We start from the raw sequence: 23294 nt of genomic DNA on the forward strand, positions 1-23294 counted from the left end.
AGGAAAGCTGATCATGAGTCGTAGACGCGTCTTATCTGGCGGGTTGAGGATAGGGCGGGGCCGACATCTGCGTCGGACGGCGGTTGCTGTGGTGCTGGCGATGGCCGTGGAGATTGCATTGGTCGCGCAGGACACCGGGATGGCGTTTGCCACGGGCGCTGCGGCTGCAGCGCCCAACTCCTCCTCGGCCTCCGGTTCCGGGGATGCCTCGGGGCCCGCGGAGGCGAAGGACGAGGCGTCGGCGCTACTGATGGCCCGTCTGCAGGACCGGAAGATCGAGGTGCTGTCGGCGCGGGCGGCGGACTCGACGACATACGCGCTGCCCAGCGGTGAACTGGAGACCGAGGCGTACGCGGGTCCGGTGCGGGTGAAGCAGGACGGGGTGTGGAAGGACATCGACACGTCGCTGTCCGACACCGGTACGGATCTCACCCCCGCCGCCGCGGCGGCGGACATCGCGGTCTCCGACGGCGGCGGCACGAAGCTGGCTTCGGTGGTCAAAGGCAACGAGTCCTTCGGGCTGGGCTGGCAGGACAAGCTGCCCGCCCCGTCAGTGAGGAACAGCACCGCCTCCTACGACCTGGGCAGCGGCCAGACCCTCTCCGTCACCGCCCTGGCGCAGGGCTTCTCGGAGAACATCTCCCTCGCCCTGCAGCCCGAGAACGACACCGTCTCCTACCGCATCCCCCTCGACCTCGACGGCCTGAAACTGTCCCAGGCCGATTCAGGGCACCTGCTGCTGAAGAACAGCAGCGGTGACCTGGTCGCCGAAGCCCCGGCTCCCATGATGTGGGACGCCTCCCAGGACCCCGCCTCCGGCGAGTCCGCGCACCGGCAGAGCGTCGACACGAAGATCGAGACCGCGTCCGACGGCTCGCAGAGCCTCGTCCTCACCCCGGACAAGACCTTCCTGGCCACCGCGACCTACCCGGTGACGGTCGACCCGACCACCACCCTGGCGGTCACCACCGACACCTGGGTACAGGACCCGGACTACCCCGACTCCCAGGTGTCGTCCCAGGAGCTGAAGTCGGGCACGTACGACGGCGGGACGGACAAGGCCCGCGCGTACCTGAAGTTCGACGTGTCGCCGTTCACCGGCAAACACATCACCGCGGCGACGATGTCGCTGTACAACTACTACTCGGCGACCTGCGCCACCACCGGGGCGGCCACCCAGGCGCAGCGGATCACCTCCTCCTGGTCCTCGACCTCGATCACCTGGGGCGCGCAGCCGACCACGACCGACACCGGGACGGCCACCAACACCGGCCACTGGGGCTACGACTCCTCCTGCCCGGCCAACTGGTCGAACTGGAACCTGCAGAACATCGTGCAGTCCTGGGCCGACGGCGCCACCAACTACGGTCTGCAGATCAGCGCCGCCAGCGAAAAGGACTCCACCACCTGGCGGCGCTTCCGCTCGGCGAACTACACCACCTCCGGCTACGCGCCGAAACTGGTCGTGACGTACAACTCGTACGCCACGACCGCCTCGGCCGCGGTCTCGCCGAACTTCCCCAACCCGTACAACGGCAAGCTGTACGTGACCTCCCTGACGCCGACGCTGTCGGCGAAGGTGACGGACGCGGACGGCTCCACGGTCAAGGGCCAGTTCGAGGTGAGCCCGGACCCGGCGTACGCGGACACCACGTACACCTACACCGGCACCTCCGCCGCGGTGGCGTCCGGGTCGGCGGCGAAGCTGACGATCCCGTCCGCCTCCATGTTCCCCGCGGGCTCGCACCTGCGTTTCCGGGTGCGTGGCTACGACGGCACCGACTACGGGTCCTGGTCCTCGTACACGACGTTCGTGCTGAACACCGCCCTGCCCACCGCACCGGCCATCTCCTGCACCCCGTACAGCGAGAACACCTGGACGGCCAAGGCGGACTCAGGTGCCACCTGCACCCTGGACACGTCCTCCACCGACGGCATGGGCTACTACTGGGGCCTCGACGACCCCTCCGTCCCTCAACGCGCATATGACACGACCGACGGCAGCGGTGGCAACCCTCTGACGATCACGATCAAGCCGGGCGAGGACTGGCACAAGCTCTACGCCAAGACCGTCGACTCCGGCAGCAACCTCTCGGCCTCGGTCACGGCCTACGCCTTCGGTGTCGGCGACGGCGCTGGCCTGCTCACCCCGGGCGACGGTGACAGCGCCGCCCGCCGCGTCAGCCTCACCTCCACCGGCAAAACCAGCTACACCGGCGTCACCTACCAGTACCGGCGAGGTGAAACCGACACCTGGCACAACGTACCCGCCGTTGACGTCACCAAGTCCTCCGACGGCTCAGCCGTCTCCACCTGGCCACTCACGGTCACGGGCGGCTCACCCCCAGCCCTCACCTGGAACGTGACCTCGTCCCTGTCAGAGGACAGTCCCGTCGACATGCGGGCGGTTTTCACCGACGGCACCACAACCGCTTATTCCCAGCCCCACACCATCATGGTGGACCGCAACGCGGGCACTGCACCCAGCGAGGGCATCGGCCCCGGCAGCGTGAACGCGCTGACCGGCGACTTCACGCTGTCCGCCACCGACGCGTCCGGGTTCGATCTGTCGGTGTCGCGGACCGCGTCCTCGCGCCGCCCGACGGCGGGTGCGGACGCCGAGGGCCAGGTCGCGATCTTCGGTCCGCAGTGGACCTCCGGCACCACAGCCGAGATAACCGACTCCGACTGGGCCTACGTCCGCAAGACCTCCTCCACCTCCGTGGCGCTGATGGACGTCAACGGCGACGAGACCGGCTTCACCGCCACTTCCTCCGGCGGCTGGAAGCCCGAACCGGGCTCGGAGGACCTCACCCTGACCGGCTCCCTGACCGGCTCGTTCACTCTGAAGGACCAGGAAGGCACCACCACCACGTTCGCCAAGGTCGACTCCGCGGCGACGACCTGGCAGGTCTCCAGTGCCTATCTGCCGACCGACAACTCCACCACCAAGGTGGTCTCGGAGAAGGTCATCTCCGGCAGCAGCACCCTGGCACGCCCCAAGTACGTGATCGCCCCCACCTCGGCGGTCACCGCGTCCACATGCGAGACCACACCGTCAACCAGGGGCTGCCGCCTGCTGGAGTTCGTCTACGCCGCCTCCACCACCGCCACCGGTTCTGCGCTCGGCGACTACAACGGCCAGGTACAGCAGATCAAGGAGTGGGCCACCGACCCGGGCGCCTCGGAAGCGACCGCTACGACCGTGGCGCAGTACGCCTACGATGGCTCAGGCCGTCTGCGCGAGCAGTGGGACCCCCGTACCAGCCCCGCGCTGAAGACCTCCTACGCCTACGACAGCGCAGGCCGGATTGCTACCCTGACCCCGCCCGGTGAACTGGCCTGGACGTTCACGTACGGCAAGGCCGGCAACGCGGCCACCGCGGGCGCGGGCATGCTGCTGTCCGCCTCCCGCCCCAACCTGAAGGCAGGCACTCAGAACGAGACCGACGGCACCTACGCCACCACCAGTGTCGTCTACGATGTTCCGCTGACCGGCAGCAAAGCCCCCAACAACATGGGTACGTCGGACGTCGCGGCCTGGGGCCAGAGCGACATACCGACCGACGCCACCGCCCTCTTTCCCGCCGACTCGGAACCGTCGTCCAACACCGGCTCGGACCTGACCGCCTCCGACTACAAACGGGCCACGATCGCCTACACCGACGCCTCCGGCCGCCAGATCAACACCGCTACCCCGGGCGAGCACATCACCACCACCGAGTACGACCGCTTCGGCAACACGGTGCGCGAACTGACCGCTTCCAACCGGGAACTGGCATTGGCCACCAGCGGCGCAGGGCTATCAGAGCAGGTCTCCCTCAACATCGACCAGATGACGGCCGCCGACCGGGCCGAACTACTCTCCACTCGCTCGGTCTACTCCTCCGACGGCCTGCGCGAGACCGACGAGTACGGCCCCCTGCACCAGGTGACCCTCACCTCCACGCTGAACGCTGGCACCGGCGGCACCGACCTCCCAGCTGGCACCGAGGCGGCAGCGCGGCAGCACACCGCCAACACCTACGACGAAGGCCGCCCCAGCGACGGCACGGCCACGATCACCAACCAGGTCACCACCAGCCAGGCGGGCGCCTACGTGGACGGGTACTCCTCCGACGGCGACGTGCGCACCACGAAGACCGAGTACGACTGGGTCAAGGGCCTGCCGACTGCAACAACCACCGATCCGTCCGGTCTGGCGCTGAAGACAACCACGTCGTACGACTCGCAGGGCCGGGTCACCAAGACCACCCTGCCAAAATCGTCCGGCTCGGACGCAGGCGCCACGGTGACGACGTACTACTCGGCCACGGGTACCGGTACCTGCAACGGCAAGCCTGAATGGGCCGACCTGGTCTGCTCCACCGGCCCGGCCGACGCCATCACAGATGGTGGCTCCAACCCGGCTCAGCTACCTTCCAAGACCACCGAATACGACCGTTGGGGCAACACCGCCAAGACCACCGAGACTGCCAATTCCGTCACCCGCACCACCACCAAGACCTACGACGGCGCGGGCCGCATCCAGACCACCGCCGTCAGTGGCGGAGTCGGTACCGCCGTACCCGACACCACCACCACATACGACACCGGCAACGGTGACGTGGCCACGGTTAGCTCGAACGGGCAGACCGTCGTGCACACTTACGACCAGCTCGGACGGGAGGTCACCTACAACGACGGCGCGGGCAACACCGCCAGCACACAGTACGACGCGCTCGGCCGGCCGGTGAGGACCACCGATTCCGCCCCGTCCACCACCACCTACACCTACGACACCACCAAAGACCCGCGCGGCCTGGAGACCTCCCGCACCGACTCGGTCGCCGGCACCTTCGCCGCCGCCTACGGCGCAGACGGTGACCTCGCCACCGAGTCCCTGCCCGGCGGCTACACCCTGACTGTCACCCAGGACGAGACCGGCGCCGAGACATCCCGGGTCTACACAAAGGACAGCGACAATACGGTCGTCGCCTCCGACATGGTGGACCGCTCAGTGCAGGACCAGGTCGTCACAAACATCGACAGCAACGGCCAGACCCGGTCCCGCGCCTACACCTACGACGCCGCTGGCCGCCTCATTCGGGCTGACGACACCGACCCGAGCGGAGCCTGCACCCGCCGCGGCTACACGTTCGACGACAACGGCAACCGCACAGCGTTGACCACCTCGACCGGTAACATCGGCTCGGCCTGTACCTCGACCGGCGCGACCACCATGTCGTACTCCTACGACAGCGCCGACCGGCTGACTACCTCCGGCACGGTCTACGACGCCTTCGGCCGCACCACGGCAGAGGCCTCCGGCGCCACCATCGCTTACTACGCCAATGACCTCGTCCGCCAGCAGACCTCCGATACCAGCCGACAGACCTGGGCCCTGGACGCGGTCGGCCGCCTCGCAACCTGGACCACCGAGTCAAGCACCAATGGCACGTGGGCCCAGACCGCGTCCAAGACCAATCACTACGGCGCCGCCGACGACAGCCCAACTTGGACCGCCGAGGACTCCAGCGGCACGATCACCCGGGACGTGCATGGCATCGACGGCCAACTGGACGCAGTCACCGGTGCCTCCGGTTCAGCAACACTCCAGTTGAGCGACATCCACGGCGACGTGACTGTACAACTACCGCTGGACACCGCCCATTCGGCAGTCGCCCAATCCTACGACGAGTACGGCAACGCCGAAGGTGACACCGCCGCTGCCCGCTACGGCTGGCTCGGCACCGCCCAGCGTTCCGCGGACTCAGCTACCGGGGCCGTTCTGATGGGACAACGGCTGTACGACCCCACCGTGGGACGATTCCTGTCCGTAGATCCGGTCCTGGGCGGCAACGACGACGCCTACGTCTATCCGGCCGACCCGGTCAACCATCTGGACCTGGACGGAAGAGCAACGAAGAAGCCCGCATCGCTGAGCCACAAGGAGAAGGAAGCCCTCGACAACAAGGCGAACGGGCGCCCGTACGACCATAAGGCATTCAAGTCGGCGAAGAAGAAGCTCGAACAAGCCGAGAAGTATGCGGGCAGCCGCAACGCACGGAAGAACCGCTCACAGTCAGACAGCCTGCGGGTGGTGCTGAAGGATCTGGGGCTCTGGGTCTTCATCATCGCCCTCGTCGTCACCCTCGTCATTTTTTGGGAGGTTGACATCGTGGCCGCCGTTATCTGGGCTCTGGCGTAGCAGAGCCCAGAGCCGAGAGCGTTTGAGGGGTGGGCGGTCGACGAGCCGCCCACCCCGTGTACTGGCACAGGTAAAAAGAAATGGAAATCCGATGACTGAATTTTCCTGGTATGGCGTGCGATGCATTTTCCGGCATCTTTCCCTCGGCGTATACGAGGAGCGAGTCACTCTCTGGACCGCTCATTCGTTGGACGAGGCGATCGACCGCGCGGAGACTGAGGCATACGAGTATTGCGAAGTGCTCGGGGAAGTCGATTACGTGAACTTCGCAGAGGCGTTCCGTATCGGCGAGGTGCCCGGGGAGGGGGTCGAGGTCTTCTCTCTCATGCGGGAGAGTAAGTTGCCCCCGGGAGAATATGTACAGCGATTCTTTGCGACGGGAGATGAGCGGACCGGCTGACTGTTCAGCACCGCGTTCTCCGCTGCTAGTCGGGCGACCAACGCGTTCTCTGGCTGCGGCGGACCCGGCCGCCGCAGCCAGGGTGATCAGCGACAACAGGACCGAGCACAACAATCCCGCACACCGTCTCATGCCGCTCCCTAAGGGCTGTCCCGCAAAAGATCTTGGCTCCGAGTACGGAGCAACCTGAAGAGCTGGTGAGGTGCTCAGCCGGTGGTTCGTGAGGTGTTCAGGGACCGGGCGTAGTCGGCGAGTGCGCGGAAGTCGTTCTCCCGTAGGCCGATCCGTGGGTTGACGTGGTGGAGGAGGCCGGGACCTTGATGCTGGGCGGTCACGTAGGTCTGATCCAGCTCGCTCTGCTCGTCGTCCACCCAGGCGAAAGGACGGCCATTGGCGTAGTTCACCAGCGGGCCGGTTTTCCAGTGAACTCCATCAGGGCGTTCCTGGAGTAGGACGTCGCCGAAGTCGACGAAGGGAAGTTCCGGAAGGCCGAGCACTGGTGCGATCCACCGGTTGGCGTCGTCCATCCATGTGGTGGCCCAGCACAGTTCGAAGCCGAGCTGGGGCAGGATTCGTCCGTGCTCTGGGTTGAGCCAGACACGCAGGGGACGTCGTCGGGACGAGAGGCCCTTGTCGTCCTCATGGGAGTCGTTCCGGGGGACTCTGAGTGTGATGTAGCCGTGTGGACGCTTCTCCGGCTTGGCCGCGTAAGGGTTGAGCGGCCCGTCCACGTCGAGGAACAACAGTGGTCGGTTCACGGTTTCCCCCGGTCTTGCGCATTGTGGACTGCCCCGATCAGCGTAACTGTGGCATCGTCTCGGTATTGAGCCAGCCTGAGTGATGATCATGATGTGGCGAGTGTGATCACGGCATCGGAGCCGTCCTGGATAACCCCGTTCGCGGGGCTGAGCCCGCGCTGCTTCGGCAAACTGCTGACCACGCTGCGGCGCGATGGGGCAGATGTGGTCCACCGAGGTCGGCCGTGGAGCCTGCCGTTGGAGGACCGGGTGTTGCTGGTCACGGCCTACTGGCGAACCAATCTGACGTTGCGGCAGCTCGCTCCGCTGTTCGGCGTCTCGAAGTCGACGGCCGGCCGAGTCATCAACCACCTCGGTCCCCTGCTCGCACTCCAGATCCGCAAGCGGTTCGCCAAGGACGCCGTGCTCATCGTGGACGGCACCCTGGTGCCCACCCGCGACCACACGATCGCCGAGCGGTCGAAGAACTACCGGTACTCCACCAACCATCAGGTTGTCATCGACGCCGACACCCGCCTGGTCGTTGTGGTCGGCCGACCGCTCGCCGGGAACCGCAACGACTGCAAGGCATGGGAAGAGTCAGGCGCCAAGGATGCCGTCGGCAACACGGTCACGATCGCCGACGGCGGCTACCCGGGCACCGGACTGGTCATCCCGCATCGCCGCAAGCAGGGCCAGAGTGAACTTCCGGACTGGAAAGAGCAGCACAACAAGTCCCACAAGCAGGTCCGAGCCCGTGTCGAGCATGTCTTCGCCCGCATGAAGACCTGGAAGATCCTCCGCGACTGTCGCCTCAAAGGTGACGGCGTCCACCACGCCATGCTCGGCATCGCCAGGATGCACAACCTCGCTCTCACCGGATAGGTAAGCGGGCCGCACAGCGGCCCACCATGCCCGAGGCAACCTCAAGATCTTTGCGGGACAGCCCTTAGGCGCGCGCAAGTCATGGTCTTACACGACCGGCGACCGCTGGCCTAGGAGGCATAGTGCCGGGTGGTGACCCTCACATTCGAGTGGCGGAGGCGGTGCGCAGCGGCCATAACGCCACACCGGTCGGCGACCGAGGTGTCTTGCGAGGCGTGGAGGTCGTACGTGGTGACATCGGTCAGCCCGGCCGCCGCCACGACAGGGTCGAAGTACGCCGACTGAGGTCACGCAACGGGTCGGCCGGGTTGCCTTCAGGCGGATACCACCCCTCCCAGGAAGAAGACCATGGCCAGGGCGCCGGTGCTGGAGTCGGCGCCACGGGGGCCTTGGTCCACAGCCGGACGGTAGAGAAGGTCGACTCAATGGGGTTCACGGCGCACAGGTGGATCGATCCGGTGTTTCTCCGGGAAGCGCAACAGCCTCACGTCGATCGCGGGCCAGTTCAGCGACTCGGTGAACTTTGCCCACGCATCTGGAGCGAGGCGGACTACGGGGCCGTCGGGGGACTTGGAGTCGCGGACGGCGACCCTATGGGCGAGGTTGCGGGCCACCTCGACGCACTCACCGGCTGTGCTGCTGTAGCTGGACTTCACGAAGTCGAGACTCTGCATGGGTCAGATCTCCTGACGAATCGCGTCGATCAACAGAACCGAGTCGCGCTGGGCAAGGCTCAGTCGAGCCGTACGTTCGAAGAACTTGCTGTACGTGACGCTCTCCCCCGCGTTCTCCACCCAGACAGTAGACGCGATGGTGTCGGCATGGACCACGTCCACGGCTTCCGCCTCAGCGAACGAGATGATCGAGAACGAGCCCGGGATGCACGGGTGGCCGCCCGCGCGGAACGGCAGCACCTGAAGACGTACATGAGGCAGTTTGGCCACCTCCAAGAGGTGTTCGAGCTGCGCGCGCATGGTGTCGGCTCCGCCGACCAACTGCCGTAGTGCCGCCTCCCACACAAGCGCGTACACGTGAAGAGGGCGTTCCTCGTGGAGGCGGTTCTGACGACGCATGCGGATCTCGACCAGACGCTCGATGTCATCGGGGTCCTCCCACACCCCGGCGCCTTCGCTGACCGCCAGGGAGCGGGCGTACTCGGCGGTCTGGAAGAGGCCCGGGACCAGGGAGAGTTGCCACGTACGCACTCGGTTGGCGGCGTCTTCCAGCGCGAGGTATTCGGACAGTGTGCCGGGGTGGGGTGAGTGCTGCCACCATCCCCGCGCCCTGCGGCGTTCGCGGTCCAGCCTGGCCAGGTCCAGCAGTCGTGACGCCTCATGGTCGGCCACGTCGTAGAAGACACAGAGCGCCCGAATGTCCGGGTCACGCATGGGAACCCAGCCTTGTTCCATCTTCACGATCTTCGAGTTCGATGCGTTGATGGCATCGCCCGCCTGGCGTTGGGTCTTGCCCGCAGCGTCACGCAAGCGCAACAGCTCACCACCGAGCCTGCGACCCAGCACAGTTGACGTCCGATTACCCAAGGGTGAGGTACGAGTCACCGACCAAGTCTCCCTGTGAACCTGCTCCACGTCACTCGATAGAGACAATTGTCTCCGAGACGCTTGCACCCATCAGCTCCCCGCCCTTACTTTCGGCACCCAGGCACCTACTCAGCGCAACCGCCGGAGGTAACCGCATGCCCACTCACCCCCTCCTCCACGAGGACCAGCTCGACTACACCCCCACCACCCGCAGCGTCCCCCTCGCCCGGCAGCGCGTCGCCCGGCTCGCCGTCGAGTGGGGCTACCGGGCCCGCGCCGACGACATCGCCGTCGTCGCGTCCGAGGTGCTGACCAACGCGCTGCTGCACGGCAGCCTGCGGGACCGGCTCATCCGGGTGCGGCTGGCCGCCGACGCCGCGGGGCTGCGGATCGAGGTGAGTGATCCCCGTGGTGAGCGGCTGCCAGAGGCCCGGGACGCGTGTCACGGGGAGCAGTTCGGGCGGGGGCTGGCGATCGTCGGGGCGCTCGCCGACAAGTGGGGGGTGTGCCCGCGGGGCGGGGTCGGCAAGACGGTCTGGGCCGAGTGGGAACCCGTCCCGGCTTCCGGCGCGGGCGCCCCGCCGGCACTCAGCGAGACGTCAGGGTGACGGCACCGACGCACCCCGGGCAGCGCACACCGCGGAGCCGTGCGACCCCGGTGCGGCTGCCCGGCATCTCACGGCGGGCAGCCGCATCGCGGCCGTACGTGTGCGAAGGCCCGGATCGTCAGGCGGGGATGCCGTCGATCCGGGCCATGGCGTCGTCCGCGCCGTACGGCTGCAAGTAGGGCAGCCAGCGCGGGTCCCGGTGGCCGGTGCCGATGATGCGCCAGGCGAGGCCGGTGGGCGGGGCGGGTTTGTGGCGCAGGCGCCAGCCGAGTTCGACGAGGTGACGGTCGGCCTTGACATGGTTGCAGCGGCGGCACGAGGCCACCACGTTGTCCCAGACGTGCTTGCCCCCGCGGCTGCGCGGGATGACGTGGTCGACGCTGGTTGCGACGCCACCGCAGTACATGCACCGGCCCCCGTCGCGGGCGAACAGCGCCCGCCGGGTGAGAGGAACGGGCCCGCGGTAGGGAACCCGGACGAATCGCTTGAGCCGGACCACGCTGGGTGCGGGGACTGTGACGGTCGCGCTGTGCATATAGGCGCCGGATTCCTCGAGGCTGATGGCCTTGTTCTCCAGGACGAGGATGAGCGCGCGGCGGAGCGGTACGACGCCGAGTGGCTCGTACGACGCGTTGAGGACCAGGACATGCGGCACGGATGCCTCCTATTACGCCGGCGGCGCGTGGCTCGCGCCGGGACGATCTGCTGTCAGTTTCCCCTCATGCCTGGTGGACGCGCCACCATCTGCCGGTAACGGGCCGGGAGTGTTTTCGACCACACCCTCCTACGCCCTCCATACATCCCCAGGTCCGTGGCCTGTTCAAGCCCCCGTGCGCCGGGGGCGTGCTTCACACCGCGGTCGGGCGCACACACAATGCCCCGTTAGTGTGGTGGTCCTGCCCTTCCGGTGATCTTTTCGTGACCTTGCCCTTCGCGCCGGCGGGGCGGTGCAACGCCTGGAGGTGCCTTTTAGTGTCTTTGTCCGCCGTCCTCACGGCCGCCGGTTCGTCGCCGTCACCGTCGCCCTCTCCGACCCCTTCCGGGTCGGCGGCGCCGGTGGTGCCCACGCTCCAGGACGCCCAGGAGAGCGCGACCAACGCCGCGAGCTGGGTCGAGCAGAACTGGTCGACCTGGCTCGCGATCGGTCTCCGGGTGCTGCTCATCCTGGTGATCGCGGGCGTGCTGAGAACGGTGGTGCGGCGGTCGATCACCAAGCTGATCGACCGGATGAACCGCACGGCGCAGGCGGTCGACGGGACGACGCTGGGCGGGCTGCTGGTGAACGCCGAGCGGCGCCGCCAGCGTTCCCAGGCGATCGGCTCGGTGCTGAAGTCGGTCGCGTCGTTCCTGATCCTCGGCACGGCCGCGCTGATGGTGCTGGCCACCTTCGAGATCAACCTGGCCCCGCTGCTGGCCTCCGCCGGTGTCGCGGGCGTGGCCATCGGTTTCGGCGCCCGCAACCTCGTCACGGACTTCCTGTCCGGCGTGTTCATGATCCTGGAGGACCAGTACGGCGTCGGCGACCAGATCGACGCGGGCGTCGCCAGCGGTGAGGTCATCGAGGTCGGGCTGCGGGTGACCAAGCTGCGCGGGGCCGAGGGCGAGATCTGGTACGTCCGCAACGGCGAGGTCAAGCGCATCGGCAACCTGTCCCAGGGCTGGGCGACGGCGGGCGTGGATGTGACCGTGAAGGCATCGGAGGACCTGGACAAGGTCAGGCGGACCCTGAACGAGGTCGCCGAGCAGATGAGCAAGTCGGAGCCCTGGAACGAGCTGCTCTGGGGCCCGATCGAGGTCCTCGGTCTGGACAGCGTGCTGCTGGACTCGATGGTGGTGCACATCTCCGCCAAGACCATGCCGGGCAAGTCGGTGGCCGTCGAGCGTGAGCTGCGCTGGCGCGTGAAGCACGCCTTCTCGGCCGCCGACATCCCGATCGTGGGCGGCGCGACGGCCGTACCGGAGGAGGACCCGGCCGACCCCACGGCGTCCGTCGCGGCCCCGTCGGTCTACTCCAACGCCGACTCCCCGCAGGTCCAGGCGACGGCCCCGATAGGGCCGCAGCGCCCGCCGACGCGGTAGCGGACGAGCTCGCAGGAACAGGTCTCCCAAGAAGCGGCGTCCGGGCGGATTCGGACGCCGCTTCTCCGCGTATCCGGCCCAGTACCCGGCCAGTACCCGGCTCACGAACGGCAACCAGAACGGCTCTGCACACTCATTCGAGTGATCAGGCACCGTTCTCCGGCGCGGTGAGCGCGTCGCCGCCATTGTTCTGCCGGGGCACCCGACGCGGGCTTAGCCTGGCACCAGCATGACGAGGAGAACCGCGATGAGCGCCGAACCGATCATGGAGCCGGTCATGACGCAGGTGGACCCCATCGACCTGTTGAGCGCGATCGAAGAGGCATCCCCCGTGCCGATTCGACCCGAGTACGTCGAGGGGACGGTCATCGTGCCGCCGCAACCGGATGACAACCACAACGACGGCGCCTTCGAGCTCGGATACCAGTTCCGCGCGGCCGGATTCCGCCTCGTGGGCATGGGCAACGGCTACCGGGCCGCCAAGAAGGACGGCGGCACCATGTCGCTGATCGTCCCGGACTTCTACGTGCGCCGCCGCAGGGCCTCCGAACTCGACGAGTCGTACCGCAAGGTCCACAAGGGTTGGTACCCCGCCGACATGATCGCCCTGGTCGGCGAGGTCACCTCGTCCAACCACTGGACCGACACCGGCCCCAAGCTCCGCACATACGCCGCCGCGGGCATCCCGGTCTACGTCCTGATCAACCGCAGGACCAGGACGGCACACTGCTACTCCACCCCGATCCTCCCGGGCGAGGACCCCACCGAGGCGTACTACGACGACGAGACCAAGGTGGACCTGGGCGAGCCCCTCGAGCTGCCCCAGCCGTACCCCGTCCTGGACACGGCACCCTTTCTCCAGGATCTCTGACTCACCCCCGCCGGAACCGGGCAGCGGCGTCCTCACGTGACGACTCCGTCGCCCGGGGGGGCGGTTGCTCTTGACGGTGGCTCCAGCGAGGTCCTACCTTCCTCGCATCCGATAGGAAACTTTCCTAACAGTGTCCGCGGGGTGATCACATGTTGATCGTCGAGTGGACAGCCCTTCCGCGGCGCTGGAAGGGTGGGTCACCGGGAAGGGCAGGTGGCGTCACGTATGGCAGGAACCGCCGGTACGCCGGGCACCCCGCGTGTCCTGCGCGCCATGAACGACCGCGCCGCCCTGGATCTGCTCCTGGAGCACGGGCCCCTGTCCCGCACCCGGGTCGGGAAGCTCACCGGGCTGTCCAAGCCGACCGCGTCCCAGCTGCTGGCCCGCCTCGAGGCGGCGGGGCTCGTCGTCGTCACCGGCACGAGTGAGGGGCGGCCGGGGCCCGGCGCCCAGCTGTATTCGGTCAATCCGGCCGCCGCCTACGCCGCGGGGCTCGACGTCAACCCGGTGCGCATCCGTGCCGCCGTCGCCGACATCACCGGGCGCACGGTCGGGGAGTACCGGCTGGACACCCCTGGGCGGCGGGCCGGACAGAGCGTCGTACGGCAGGTCACCGACGCCCTCGACGGCGCCGTGAAGGCGGCGGGGCTGGCCCGCGCCGATCTGCGGCGGCTCGTCATCGGCACGCCCGGCGCCTTCGACCCGGGCACCGGGCGGCTGCGGTACGCCTCCCATCTGCCCGGCTGGCACTCCCCCGCGCTGCTCGGCGAACTGGCCGCCGCCCTGCCCCTGCCGGTGGAGTACGAGAACGACGTCAACCTCGTCGCCCTCGCCGAGCAGCGGCTCGGCGCCGCCCGCGGCCACGGCGACTTCGTGCTGCTGTGGAACCAGGAGGGTCTCGGCGCCGCCCTGGTCCTCGGCGGGCGGCTGCACCGCGGCTGGACCGGCGGCGCCGGTGAGGTCGGCTTCCTGCCGGTACCGGGCGCCCCGCTGGTGCGGCAGGTCACCAGGGCCAACAGCGGCGGCTACCAGGAACTCGCCGGGTCCCAGGCCCTCCCGGGGCTCGCCCGGGACCTCGGCGTCACCGGCGTCCCGGCGGGGCCGTACACCGACGTCGCCGCCGCCCTCGTCGCCTCGGCGGCCGACCGCGCCGACATCCTGGGCGGGACCGCCGCGGACCGCGCCGACGAGCCGCATCTGCGGTTCCTGCACACCTACGCGACCCGGCTGGCCACCGGTCTCGCCTCGCTGGTCTCCGTCCTCGACCCCGAACTCGTCGTCCTCAGCGGCACCTCCCTCACCGCCGGGGGCGAGGCGCTGCGCTCGCTCGTACAGGCCGAGCTGGAGGAGCTGGCCGCCTCCCGGCCCCGTCTCGTGGTGGGCGACGTCCGCGAGCATCCCGTGCTGCGCGGCGCGCTGGAACGCGCGCTCACCGTCACCCGCGACGAGGTCTTCGACACCTCCGCCGCCCGCTGACGCCCTCGTCCTCACCTTCCGACCCGCCCGGCATCCCCTCACCGTCCCGTCCCAGGGAGACCCAGTCATGCCCGACGCCCTGCCCGACGCCCTGTCCCACGTCATGCCCCGCGCGGCCCGTCCCGCCCGGAGGGCGGCTCTCGCCCTGTCCGTCTCGGCCGTGCTGCTCGCCGCCTCCGCCTGCACCGGTCAGTCCTCCTCCGGCGCCGACGACGACACCTCCAAGGAGACGACCATCACCTTCTGGCACGCCTGGAGCGCCCCCGGCGAGGTGAAGGCCGTGAAGACACTGGTCGCCGGATTCGAGAAGGCGCACCCCAACATTCATGTGAACGTCGTCGGCAACATGACCGACGACAAGATCAACCAGGCGCTGCGCGGCGGCGGCAGCAAGGCCCCGGACGTCATCTCCTCCTTCACCACCAACAACGTGGGCAAGTTCTGCTCCTCGGGCGCGCTGGTCGACCTGAACCCCTTCTTCGAGAAGGCGGGCATCGACCCGGGGACGACGTTCCCGAAGGCGATGAACGAGTACACCCAGTACGCCGGCGACCGCTGCACCGCCCCGCTGCTGGGCGACGCGTACGGTCTCTACTACAACAAGACCGCCTTCCGGAAGGCCGGTATCACCAGTCCGCCCCGCACCTGGTCCGAGTTCCTGGCCGACGCGAGGAAACTGACGGTCCGGCAGGGCGACGGCTACAAGCAGCTCGGGTTCATGCCGGACTACCACGGCTGGGAGACCACCACCGAGCACTACTTCGCCCAGTTCTCCCCGGCGTACTTCGACTCCGCCGGCAGGTCGAACCTCGCCGAGGACCCCGCGTTCAAGGCCGGTTTCACCCTCCAGAAGAAGCTCGTCGACGGGCTCGGCGGTTTCCAGCGGCTGGAGAAGTACCGGGCCACCCTCGGTGACGAGTGGGGCGACAAGCACCCCTTCCACACCGGCCAGGTCGCCATGCAGCTCGACGGCGAGTGGCGGCTCGGGATGGCGACGGCCGCCAAGCCGGGGTTCGAGATCGGCGTGGCCCCGCTGCCCGTCCCGGACGGCCAGGAGGACCAGTACGGCAAGGGGTACATCACCGGCACGATCACCGGTATCGCCGCCACCAGCCACCGGCAGAACGCTGCCTGGGAGTTCGTCAGGTACATCACCACGGACACCGACGCGGTGGTGAACTTCTCCAACGGCATCCACAACGTGCCGTCCACCCTCGCCGCCCTCAGGTCCCCGAAGCTGACGTACGATCCGCGCTTCAAGACGTTCCTGGACATCGCGGCGAACCCGGCGTCGACCACCACCCCCGCGTCCGTCAACGGCGGTGTCTACCTCGCCACGATCCAGAACTTCGGGTTCGACTACGAGAGCGGCAGGGCCAAGGACCTCGACAAGGGTCTGGCCGCCACCGCGCGGCAGATCGACACGGACATCGCCCAGGCGAAGCAGTGATGAGCGCCGTCACCGTCACACTCACGTCGAAGCGCCGCAGGGCGGCGCTCCGTACGGTCGCCTTCCTCTCGCCCGGGATCATCGGCTTCGCCGTGTTCTTCGCGTATCCGCTGGTCTCGACGGTCTACTTCTCCTTCATGCACTACGACGGTTTCCGCGCGCCGACGTGGAGCGGGACGAGGAACTGGACGTACGTCTTCGAGAACTACCCCTACTTCTGGCCCGCGTTGCGCAACACCCTGTGGCTGGTCCTGGTGATGGTCACGCTGCGGGTGCTGTTCGGGCTCGGCGTGGGGCTGCTCATCACGAAGATCAAGACGGGTACGGGTGTCTTCCGCACCCTCTTCTATCTGCCCTACCTGGCCCCGCCGGTCGCGGCCACCATGGCCTTCGCGTTCCTCCTCAACCCCGGTACGGGGCCGGTCGACTCGATCCTGGAGAAGTTCGGCGTCCCGGCCCCGGCGTGGTTCAACGACCCCGCCTGGTCCAAGCCCGCGCTCACCCTGCTCGCCCTGTGGGGCGTCGGCGACCTGATGGTCATCTTCATGGCCGCGCTGCTCGACGTGCCCAGGGAGCAGTACGAGGCGGCCGAGCTGGACGGGGCGTCCCCGTGGCAGCGGTTCCGCTACGTCACGCTGCCGAACATCTCGCCGATCGTGATGTTCGCGGTCGTCACCGGGGTCATCCAGACCATGCAGTACTACACCCAGCCCCTGATCGCCGGGAAGGTCGCCTCGGGCGTCATCCAGGGCGCCGGCGCCCAGTTCGAGCCCGGCTATCCGGAGAAGTCCACCCTCACCCTCCCTCAACTGGTCTACAACCTCGGCTTCCAGCGCTTCGACTACGGCTCCGCGTGCGTGGTGGCCCTCGTCCTGTTCGCCCTGTCGATGATGTTCACCGCGCTGCTGATGCGGCGCCGGGGCGGCCTCGTCCAGGCAGGTGACTGATGACGCAAGTCCTCGACAAACCGGTGCGGTTGAAGGCACCGGTCACCCCCGCCGAGCGCACGGCCCGGCGCCGGGCGCTGCTGGAGTGGATCGCCGTGCACTCCCTCGGGGTCGCCGCCGCCCTGTTCTTCACCCTGCCGTTCGTGTTCGTGTTCCTGACCTCGCTGATGAGCGACTCCCAGGCACTGAGCCGGGACCTGATCCCGCGCACCTGGGAGTGGGGCAACTACAGGACGGTGTTCGACACGCCGGGCTTCCTCACCTGGTGGCGCAACACGCTCGTCTACGCCGGTCTCGGCACCGTCCTCACCGTCGCATCGTCGATCCCGGTGGCGTACGCGCTCGCCAAGTTCCGCTTCCCGGGGCGCAGTACGGCGCTGATGCTGGTGATCTCCATGATGATGCTGCCCCCGCAGGTCGTCATCATCCCGATGTACCTCTTCTGGGCGAAGCAGCTGGACCTCTCCGGGACGCTGTGGCCGCTGATCATCCCGATGGCGTTCGGTGACGCGTTCTCCGTCTTCCTGCTGCGGCAGTTCCTGATGACGATCCCCGACGAGTACCTGGACGCGGCCAGGGTGGACGGCTGCGGCGACCTCAGGACGCTGCTCAGGGTCGTCCTGCCGATGGCGAGGCCGGGCATCGCCGCCGTCGCGCTCTTCCAGTTCTTCTACGCCTGGAACGACTACTTCGGCCCGCAGATCTACGCCTCGGAGAACCCGGGCGCCTGGACGCTGTCGTACGGGCTGGAGTCGTTCAAGGGCGCGCACCACACCGACTGGAACCTCACCATGGCCGCCACCGTTCTGGTCATGGCCCCCGTGATCCTCGTGTTCTTCTTCGCCCAGCGGGCGTTCGTCGAGGGTGTCACCCTCACCGGAGTGAAGGGTTGAATCGTTCATGAAACTCACCGTGGTCGGCGGCGGCTCGACCTACACCCCCGAACTCGTCGACGGCTTCGCGCGGCTGAGAGACACCCTGCCGGTCGAGGAGCTGGTCCTCGTCGACCCGGACGCCGGACGGCTGGAACTGGTCGGCGGGCTGGCCCGGCGCATCCTCGCGCGGCAGGGGCACCCGGGCCGGGTCGTCACCACCGCCGACCTCGACGCCGGGATCGACGGCGCGGACGCGGTGCTGCTCCAGCTGCGCGTCGGCGGGCAGGCGGCCCGGCAGCAGGACGAGACATGGCCGCTGGAGTGCGGCTGCGTGGGCCAGGAGACCACCGGCGCGGGCGGCCTCGCCAAGGCGCTGCGCACGGTGCCGGTCGTCCTCGACATCGCCGAACGGGTGCGCCGCGCCAACCCGGACGCCTGGATCATCGACTTCACCAACCCGGTCGGCATCGTCACCCGCGCCCTGCTCCAGGCGGGACACCGGGCGGTGGGACTGTGCAACGTGGCGATCGGCCTCCAGCGCAAGTTCGCCGCGTTGCTCGGCGTGGCACCGCACGACGTGCACCTCGATCACCTCGGCCTCAACCACCTCACCTGGGAGACAGGTGTACGACTCGGCGGTCCCGAGGGCGACGACGTGCTGCCCCGTCTGCTGGCCGCGCACGGCGACACCATCGCCGCCGACCTGCGGCTGCCCCGCCCGCTCCTCGACCGGCTCGGCGTGGTCCCGTCGTACTACCTGCGCTACTACTACGCCCACGACGAGGTCGTGGACGAACTGCGCACCAAGCCGTCCCGCGCCGCCGAAGTCGCTTCCATGGAGCGGCAGTTGCTCGACATGTACGCCGACCCGGCGCTCGACGAGAAGCCCGCGCTGCTCGCGAAACGCGGCGGCGCCTACTACTCCGAGGCCGCCGTCGACCTCGCGGCCGCGCTGCTCGGCGGGGGCGGCAGCACCTACCAGGTCGTCAACACGTACAACCGCGGCACCCTGCCCTTCCTCCCCGACGACGCGGTGATCGAGGTCCAGGCGGCCGTCGGCGCCAAGGGGGCGGTGCCGCTGCCGGTGGGCGAGGTGGACCCGCTGTACGCGGGCCTGACGGCGAACGTGACCGCGTACGAGGACCTGGCCCTCGACGCCGCCCTGCGCGGCGGACGCGACCGGGTGTTCCGGGCGCTGCTCACCCACCCCCTCGTCGGCCAGTACGCCTGTGCCGACGCCCTCACCGACCGGCTGATCGCGCACAACCGGGAGCACCTCGCGTGGGCCTGACCTCGGGCGTCCCCGCCGCCGGGGCGGACGGCACCGCGGCCGTCCTCGCCGTCGACGCGGGCAACAGCAAGACCGACGTGGCCGTCGTGGCGGGCGACGGGCGGGTCCTCGCCACGGCCCGCGGCGGCGGGTTCCGGCCCCCGGCGGTGGGCGTGGAGACGGCGGTGGACACGCTCGCGGAGGCCGTCGCACGGGCCTGCCGCACCGCGGGCGTCCATGCCGTCGAGCAGGTCTCGGCCTGCCTCGCCAACGCCGATCTGCCCGTGGAGGAGGAGCAGTTGGCGGCGGCGCTGACGGCACGCGGCTGGGGGGCGCGGGTGGAGGTCCGCAACGACACCTTCGCGATCCTGCGGGCCGGGGTCGACGAGCCGCGCGGCGTCGCCGTGGTGTGCGGGGCGGGCATCAACTGCGTCGGCATGCGCCCCGACGGCCGCACCGCCCGCTTCCCGGCGCTCGGCCGGATCTCCGGTGACTGGGGCGGCGGCTGGGGACTCGCGGAGGAGGCGCTGTGGTTCGCGGCGCGCGCGGAGGACGGCCGCGGCGAGCCCACCGCCCTCTCCCGCACCCTCCCGGCGCACTTCGGGCTCGGCTCCATGTACGCGCTCATCGAGGCCCTGCACCTGGGCCGCGTCCCGGCAGGACGCCGGCACGAGCTGACACCGGTGCTGTTCACCACGGCGTCCGCCGGCGACCCGGTGGCCCGCGCGGTCGTCGACCGGCTGGCGGAGGAGGTGGTGACCATGGCGGCGGTGGCACTGACCCGCCTGGACCTCCTGGACGAGGAGACCCCGGTGGTGCTGGGCGGCGGCGTCCTCGCCGCGGGGCACGCGCAGCTGGACGGCCGCGTACGGGAACTCCTCGCCGTCCGCGCCCCGAAGGCCACGGCACGGGTGGTGACGGCCCCTCCGGTCCTGGGCGCGGCCCTGCTGGGGCTGGACGGCGTGAGGGCGGGACCGGAGGCCCTGGACCGGGTACGGGCGCACTTCACCACGGCGGCCGAGGCGGCGGCAACCGGTGAGCGGGCGCGCACGCGGTGAACCGGTGCGGGCGCGCACGCGGTGCTTCCGGACACGGCCCGCGGGACCGGTCGGCCGACAGGACCGGTCGGAAAGGGGCGCGGGGAACCGCGCGACCCGCCGCGGCGCACCCGCGCCCGGCCCGGACGGTCCGGACGGCCCGGACGGCCCGGGTGGGCGGCGGCAGCCCCGATCGCCGCCCGGCCGCCCCTGATCTCGCCGTCCACGCACGTCATCGGGGGCTCGGGGGAACCGATCCCCTCTCCCCGTCGTATTCATCAGCAGGGGTGGTGAAAGACTCCGTACCGGCCCGGAGGGCGAGGCGCACCGGCCCATAGGGCAAACCCCGGTGCCATTGTCAGCGGCGGCAGCGATACTAGCGGCGACGGATGACCATGGGGGAGGTCAGCAGTGACACAGACGCCGAAGGGCACCACGGCGCCGCCGGGTTCGGGAGCACCCGCGACGCCGCTCGCACCACCACGGGGGCACCCCGTGCCCACCGCACCGCGCACGCCTCCCCCGCCGGGGGGCACCACGCGCCGTACGGCGTTCATGGAGGGCCTCGACCAGCTGCGCGCGGCGGCGGTGACCGAGCCGGGCAGGCTGCGCGTCATCGGCGCCGTACTGGCCCTGGTGGTCGTCGCGTTCGGCGCGGTCGCCGCCTGGCAGACCGACAGCAGGCAGAGCGCGGCGGACGACGTGCTGCACAGCAGTCAGCCGCTCAGCTCCGACGCGGCCGACATCTACCGCTCGCTCGCCGACGCCGACACCATGGCCGCCAGCGGCTACCTGGCCGGGCTCCAGGAGACCCCGGAGACCCGCGACCGGTACGAGAAGGACGTGCGCACCGCCGCCGCCAAACTGGTCACGGCCGCCGCCAACACCGACCCCGGCTCCCCCTCGGCGCGTACCATCGCCCAGCTCAACGAGCTGCTGCCGCGCTACAAGGGCCTGGTGGAGTCGGCCCGCGCCAACAACCGCCAGGGTTTCCCGGTCGGCGGCGCCTATCTGCGGCTGGCCAACGACACCCTGCAGAACCGGATGCTGCCCAAGGCCCAGGACCTCTACCAGCGGGAGAACCAGCGGCTGCGCGCCGACTACGACGACGCGACCCCGTACCCGTGGGCCGCGATGGCGCTCGGCGTCGTCGCGCTCGGCGCGCTCGGCTGGGCCCAGCGGCGCACCTTCCTGCGCACCAACCGGGTCCTCAACCACGGCCTGGTGACCGCCAGCGGAGCCACCCTGGTGGTGCTGCTGTGGATGGTCGTCGGGCACACCGTGGCGCGCGCCGGTCTGAACGACTCCTACGACCACGGGGTCCGCTCGCTGAACGTGCTGCACGACGCGCAGATAGCCTCCCTCAAGGCGCGCAGCGACGAGAACCTCGTCCTGGTCAGCCGCGGCGCCGAGACGAAGAAGCTGGCGGACGGCTCGCTCGTCGACGCCTACAACTGGGGCTACGACCAGGAGATCGCGCGGCTCGCGAAGACGCTCGGCCAGGCCGACGCGCTCGCCGACGACACGGCGGGCCGTGATCCGGTGAAGGTCGCGAACACGTCGATGAAGGCGTGGAAGGACCGGCACGAACAGGCGAGCGCGCTGAACGACAAGGGCGAGTACCAGCAGGCCAGGGACCGGGTGATCGGCGCGTCGCAGAAGACCTCGACGAGCGTGTGCTTCGACAACGTCGACACGTCCCTGGCGAAGGCGCTGACGCACGAGACACAGGAGTTCAGGTCGGCGGCGGGCGACGGCCTGGACGCGATGAGCGGTCTCGTCGCGGGCGCGGCGGTGCTCGCCGCGCTGGCCGCGGCCGGTGCCGTGCTGGGCGTCGGCCGCAGGCTGTCGGAGTACCGGTGAAAGGGGACGTGGACGTGACGACACGGGCGCGCGCATTCCCGAAGCGGCTCCGGGCCGGTCTGCGGGGCTGGGGCGGAGTGGGGGCGATGGCGGCGGTCTGCGTCCTCGCGCTCGCCTTCGTCCTGCTGCTGCCGCTGACCCAGTCGCACGGCGACGGCGCGCCGGGGCCGGCCGGCCGGGGAACGGCACGGGGCACCCAGACCAGGGCCGGGCAGTGCGACGACGCCACCGCGCAGGACCAGAGCCTGGCCCCGTCCGGCGCCGGCGGACAGACGGTCGCCGCCATCGAGGAGCGCGGCTATCTGCGGGTGGGCGTGGACCAGAACAGCTACCGCTGGGGCTATCTCAACCCCAACAACCCCTCCGGCAAACTGGAGGGGTTCGACATCGACCTGGCGTACGCCATCGCGAAGGACATCTTCGGCGGCGCGGACTACCAGCAGAAGATCCACTTCCAGGCGATCCCCACCGACCAGCGGGTCCCGGCGATCCAGAACGACCAGGTCGACATGGTGGTGCGCACCATGACCATCACCTGCGACCGGCTCGAGGACGTCCGGTTCTCCGCGCCGTACTTCAGGACCGGCCAGCAGGTGCTCGCCCCGCGGAACTCGGCGATCACCGGGTACGACGGGACGCTCGCCGGCCAGCGGGTGTGCACGGCGGCCACCTCCACGGCGTACGACAAGATCACCGCGGACCGGCAGGCGGGGAGGATACCGTCGAGCACGAAGATCGTCACGGTGCCCAACCAGCTGGACTGCCTGGTGCGGCTGCAGCTCGGCGAGGCGGACGCGGTGGTGACCGACGGTGCGCTCGCCGCCAGCCAGGCCGCGCAGGACCCGACGGTCGAGCTGAAGGGCACCAGCTTCACCAGCGAGTACTACGGCGTGGCGATGAAACTGACCGCCGGTGATCTGGTACGCCGGGTCAACCGGACACTGGAGGAGTACCGCAGCAGCGGCGGTTGGAAGGACTCGTACGACAAGTGGCTGTCCCCGACGCTGGGTGAGGACTCCGACTCGGCGAACCCGCCCGAGGCGCACTACCGGTGACGTGACGACG

General features: G+C 69.2%; 18 protein-coding genes. 14 read left to right on the forward strand and 4 right to left on the reverse strand.

What is annotated here, in order from left to right:
* The first annotated feature begins 139 nt into the window (after window positions 1-139).
* Together ABZ862_RS11145 and ABZ862_RS11150 are read left to right on the forward strand one after the other, a co-directional pair.
* Window positions 140-6190 carry a DNRLRE domain-containing protein gene (locus ABZ862_RS11145; protein ID WP_360955731.1) on the forward strand — a complete coding sequence of 2017 codons (6051 nt, stop codon included), beginning with the start codon at window positions 140-142 and terminating at the stop codon, window positions 6188-6190.
* 91 nt (window positions 6191-6281) lie between these two features.
* Complete coding sequence (locus ABZ862_RS11150) at window positions 6282-6590, forward strand: hypothetical protein (RefSeq protein WP_360955733.1); 309 nt, start codon at window positions 6282-6284, stop codon at window positions 6588-6590.
* Window positions 6591-6796: 206 nt separating this feature from the next.
* On the opposite strand, the gene ABZ862_RS11155 is transcribed toward ABZ862_RS11150, so the two are convergent.
* Complete coding sequence (locus ABZ862_RS11155) at window positions 6797-7348, reverse strand: hypothetical protein (RefSeq protein WP_360955735.1); 552 nt, start codon at window positions 7346-7348, stop codon at window positions 6797-6799.
* 93 nt (window positions 7349-7441) lie between these two features.
* On the opposite strand from ABZ862_RS11155, the gene ABZ862_RS11160 reads away from it, so the two are divergent.
* Window positions 7442-8212, forward strand: a complete 771-nt coding sequence (locus tag ABZ862_RS11160) for a transposase (protein ID WP_360955737.1) — start codon at window positions 7442-7444, stop codon at window positions 8210-8212.
* 422 nt (window positions 8213-8634) lie between these two features.
* On the opposite strand, the gene ABZ862_RS11165 is transcribed toward ABZ862_RS11160, so the two are convergent.
* The gene (locus ABZ862_RS11165) at window positions 8635-8886 is read right to left on the reverse strand and encodes a DUF397 domain-containing protein (RefSeq protein WP_360955739.1); all 252 of its coding nucleotides are present in this window, start codon (window positions 8884-8886) and stop codon (window positions 8635-8637) included.
* Between the two features lie 3 nt (window positions 8887-8889).
* Window positions 8890-9771 carry a helix-turn-helix transcriptional regulator gene (locus tag ABZ862_RS11170; RefSeq protein WP_360955741.1) on the reverse strand — a complete coding sequence of 294 codons (882 nt, stop codon included), beginning with the start codon at window positions 9769-9771 and terminating at the stop codon, window positions 8890-8892.
* Window positions 9772-9908: 137 nt separating this feature from the next.
* Between ABZ862_RS11170 and ABZ862_RS11175 the strand changes: the two genes are divergently transcribed.
* The gene (locus ABZ862_RS11175; protein ID WP_360955743.1) at window positions 9909-10361 is read left to right on the forward strand and encodes an ATP-binding protein; all 453 of its coding nucleotides are present in this window, start codon (window positions 9909-9911) and stop codon (window positions 10359-10361) included.
* 118 nt (window positions 10362-10479) lie between these two features.
* Here the strand turns inward: ABZ862_RS11175 and ABZ862_RS11180 are convergent, their stop codons facing one another.
* Complete coding sequence (locus ABZ862_RS11180) at window positions 10480-11016, reverse strand: HNH endonuclease (protein WP_360955745.1); 537 nt, start codon at window positions 11014-11016, stop codon at window positions 10480-10482.
* Between the two features lie 317 nt (window positions 11017-11333).
* Here ABZ862_RS11180 and ABZ862_RS11185 point away from each other — a divergent pair, with 317 nt between their 5' ends.
* The 10 genes from ABZ862_RS11185 to ABZ862_RS11230 all read left to right on the forward strand — a co-directional run bounded on the left by ABZ862_RS11185 (window position 11334) and on the right by ABZ862_RS11230 (window position 23284).
* Window positions 11334-12440 carry a mechanosensitive ion channel family protein gene (locus tag ABZ862_RS11185; protein ID WP_360955746.1) on the forward strand — a complete coding sequence of 369 codons (1107 nt, stop codon included), beginning with the start codon at window positions 11334-11336 and terminating at the stop codon, window positions 12438-12440.
* Window positions 12441-12687: 247 nt separating this feature from the next.
* Window positions 12688-13311, forward strand: coding sequence for a Uma2 family endonuclease (locus ABZ862_RS11190; protein ID WP_360955748.1), 624 nt, complete (start codon window positions 12688-12690; stop codon window positions 13309-13311).
* Window positions 13312-13536: 225 nt separating this feature from the next.
* On the forward strand, window positions 13537-14787 hold the full coding sequence (locus ABZ862_RS11195) for an ROK family transcriptional regulator (protein WP_360955750.1): 1251 nt from the start codon (window positions 13537-13539) through the stop codon (window positions 14785-14787).
* Window positions 14788-14890: 103 nt separating this feature from the next.
* Window positions 14891-16237 (forward strand): ABC transporter substrate-binding protein, encoded by a 1347-nt coding sequence (locus tag ABZ862_RS11200; protein WP_360956085.1) that lies wholly within the window; start codon window positions 14891-14893, stop codon window positions 16235-16237.
* On the forward strand, window positions 16237-17184 hold the full coding sequence (locus tag ABZ862_RS11205; protein WP_360955752.1) for a sugar ABC transporter permease: 948 nt from the start codon (window positions 16237-16239) through the stop codon (window positions 17182-17184). The genes ABZ862_RS11200 and ABZ862_RS11205 overlap by 1 nt, the downstream gene beginning before the upstream one ends.
* Window positions 17184-18077 carry a carbohydrate ABC transporter permease gene (locus ABZ862_RS11210; RefSeq protein WP_360955754.1) on the forward strand — a complete coding sequence of 298 codons (894 nt, stop codon included), beginning with the start codon at window positions 17184-17186 and terminating at the stop codon, window positions 18075-18077. The genes ABZ862_RS11205 and ABZ862_RS11210 overlap by 1 nt, the downstream gene beginning before the upstream one ends.
* 7 nt (window positions 18078-18084) lie before the next feature.
* Complete coding sequence (locus tag ABZ862_RS11215) at window positions 18085-19350, forward strand: 6-phospho-beta-glucosidase (RefSeq protein WP_360955756.1); 1266 nt, start codon at window positions 18085-18087, stop codon at window positions 19348-19350.
* A complete protein-coding gene (locus tag ABZ862_RS11220; protein ID WP_360955758.1) occupies window positions 19341-20387 on the forward strand; it encodes a BadF/BadG/BcrA/BcrD ATPase family protein in 1047 nt (348 codons plus the stop codon). Before ABZ862_RS11215 ends, ABZ862_RS11220 begins: the two co-directional genes overlap by 10 nt.
* 390 nt (window positions 20388-20777) lie before the next feature.
* Entirely contained in the window at window positions 20778-22229 is a 1452-nt protein-coding gene (locus ABZ862_RS11225) for a hypothetical protein (RefSeq protein ID WP_360955760.1), read from the forward strand.
* Between the two features lie 86 nt (window positions 22230-22315).
* Window positions 22316-23284 carry a glutamate ABC transporter substrate-binding protein gene (locus tag ABZ862_RS11230; protein ID WP_360956087.1) on the forward strand — a complete coding sequence of 323 codons (969 nt, stop codon included), beginning with the start codon at window positions 22316-22318 and terminating at the stop codon, window positions 23282-23284.
* The last annotated feature ends 10 nt before the right edge of the window (window positions 23285-23294 follow it).

The organism is Streptomyces sp. NPDC047000 (assembly GCF_040644295.1).
GTDB lineage: Bacteria > Actinomycetota > Actinomycetes > Streptomycetales > Streptomycetaceae > Streptomyces.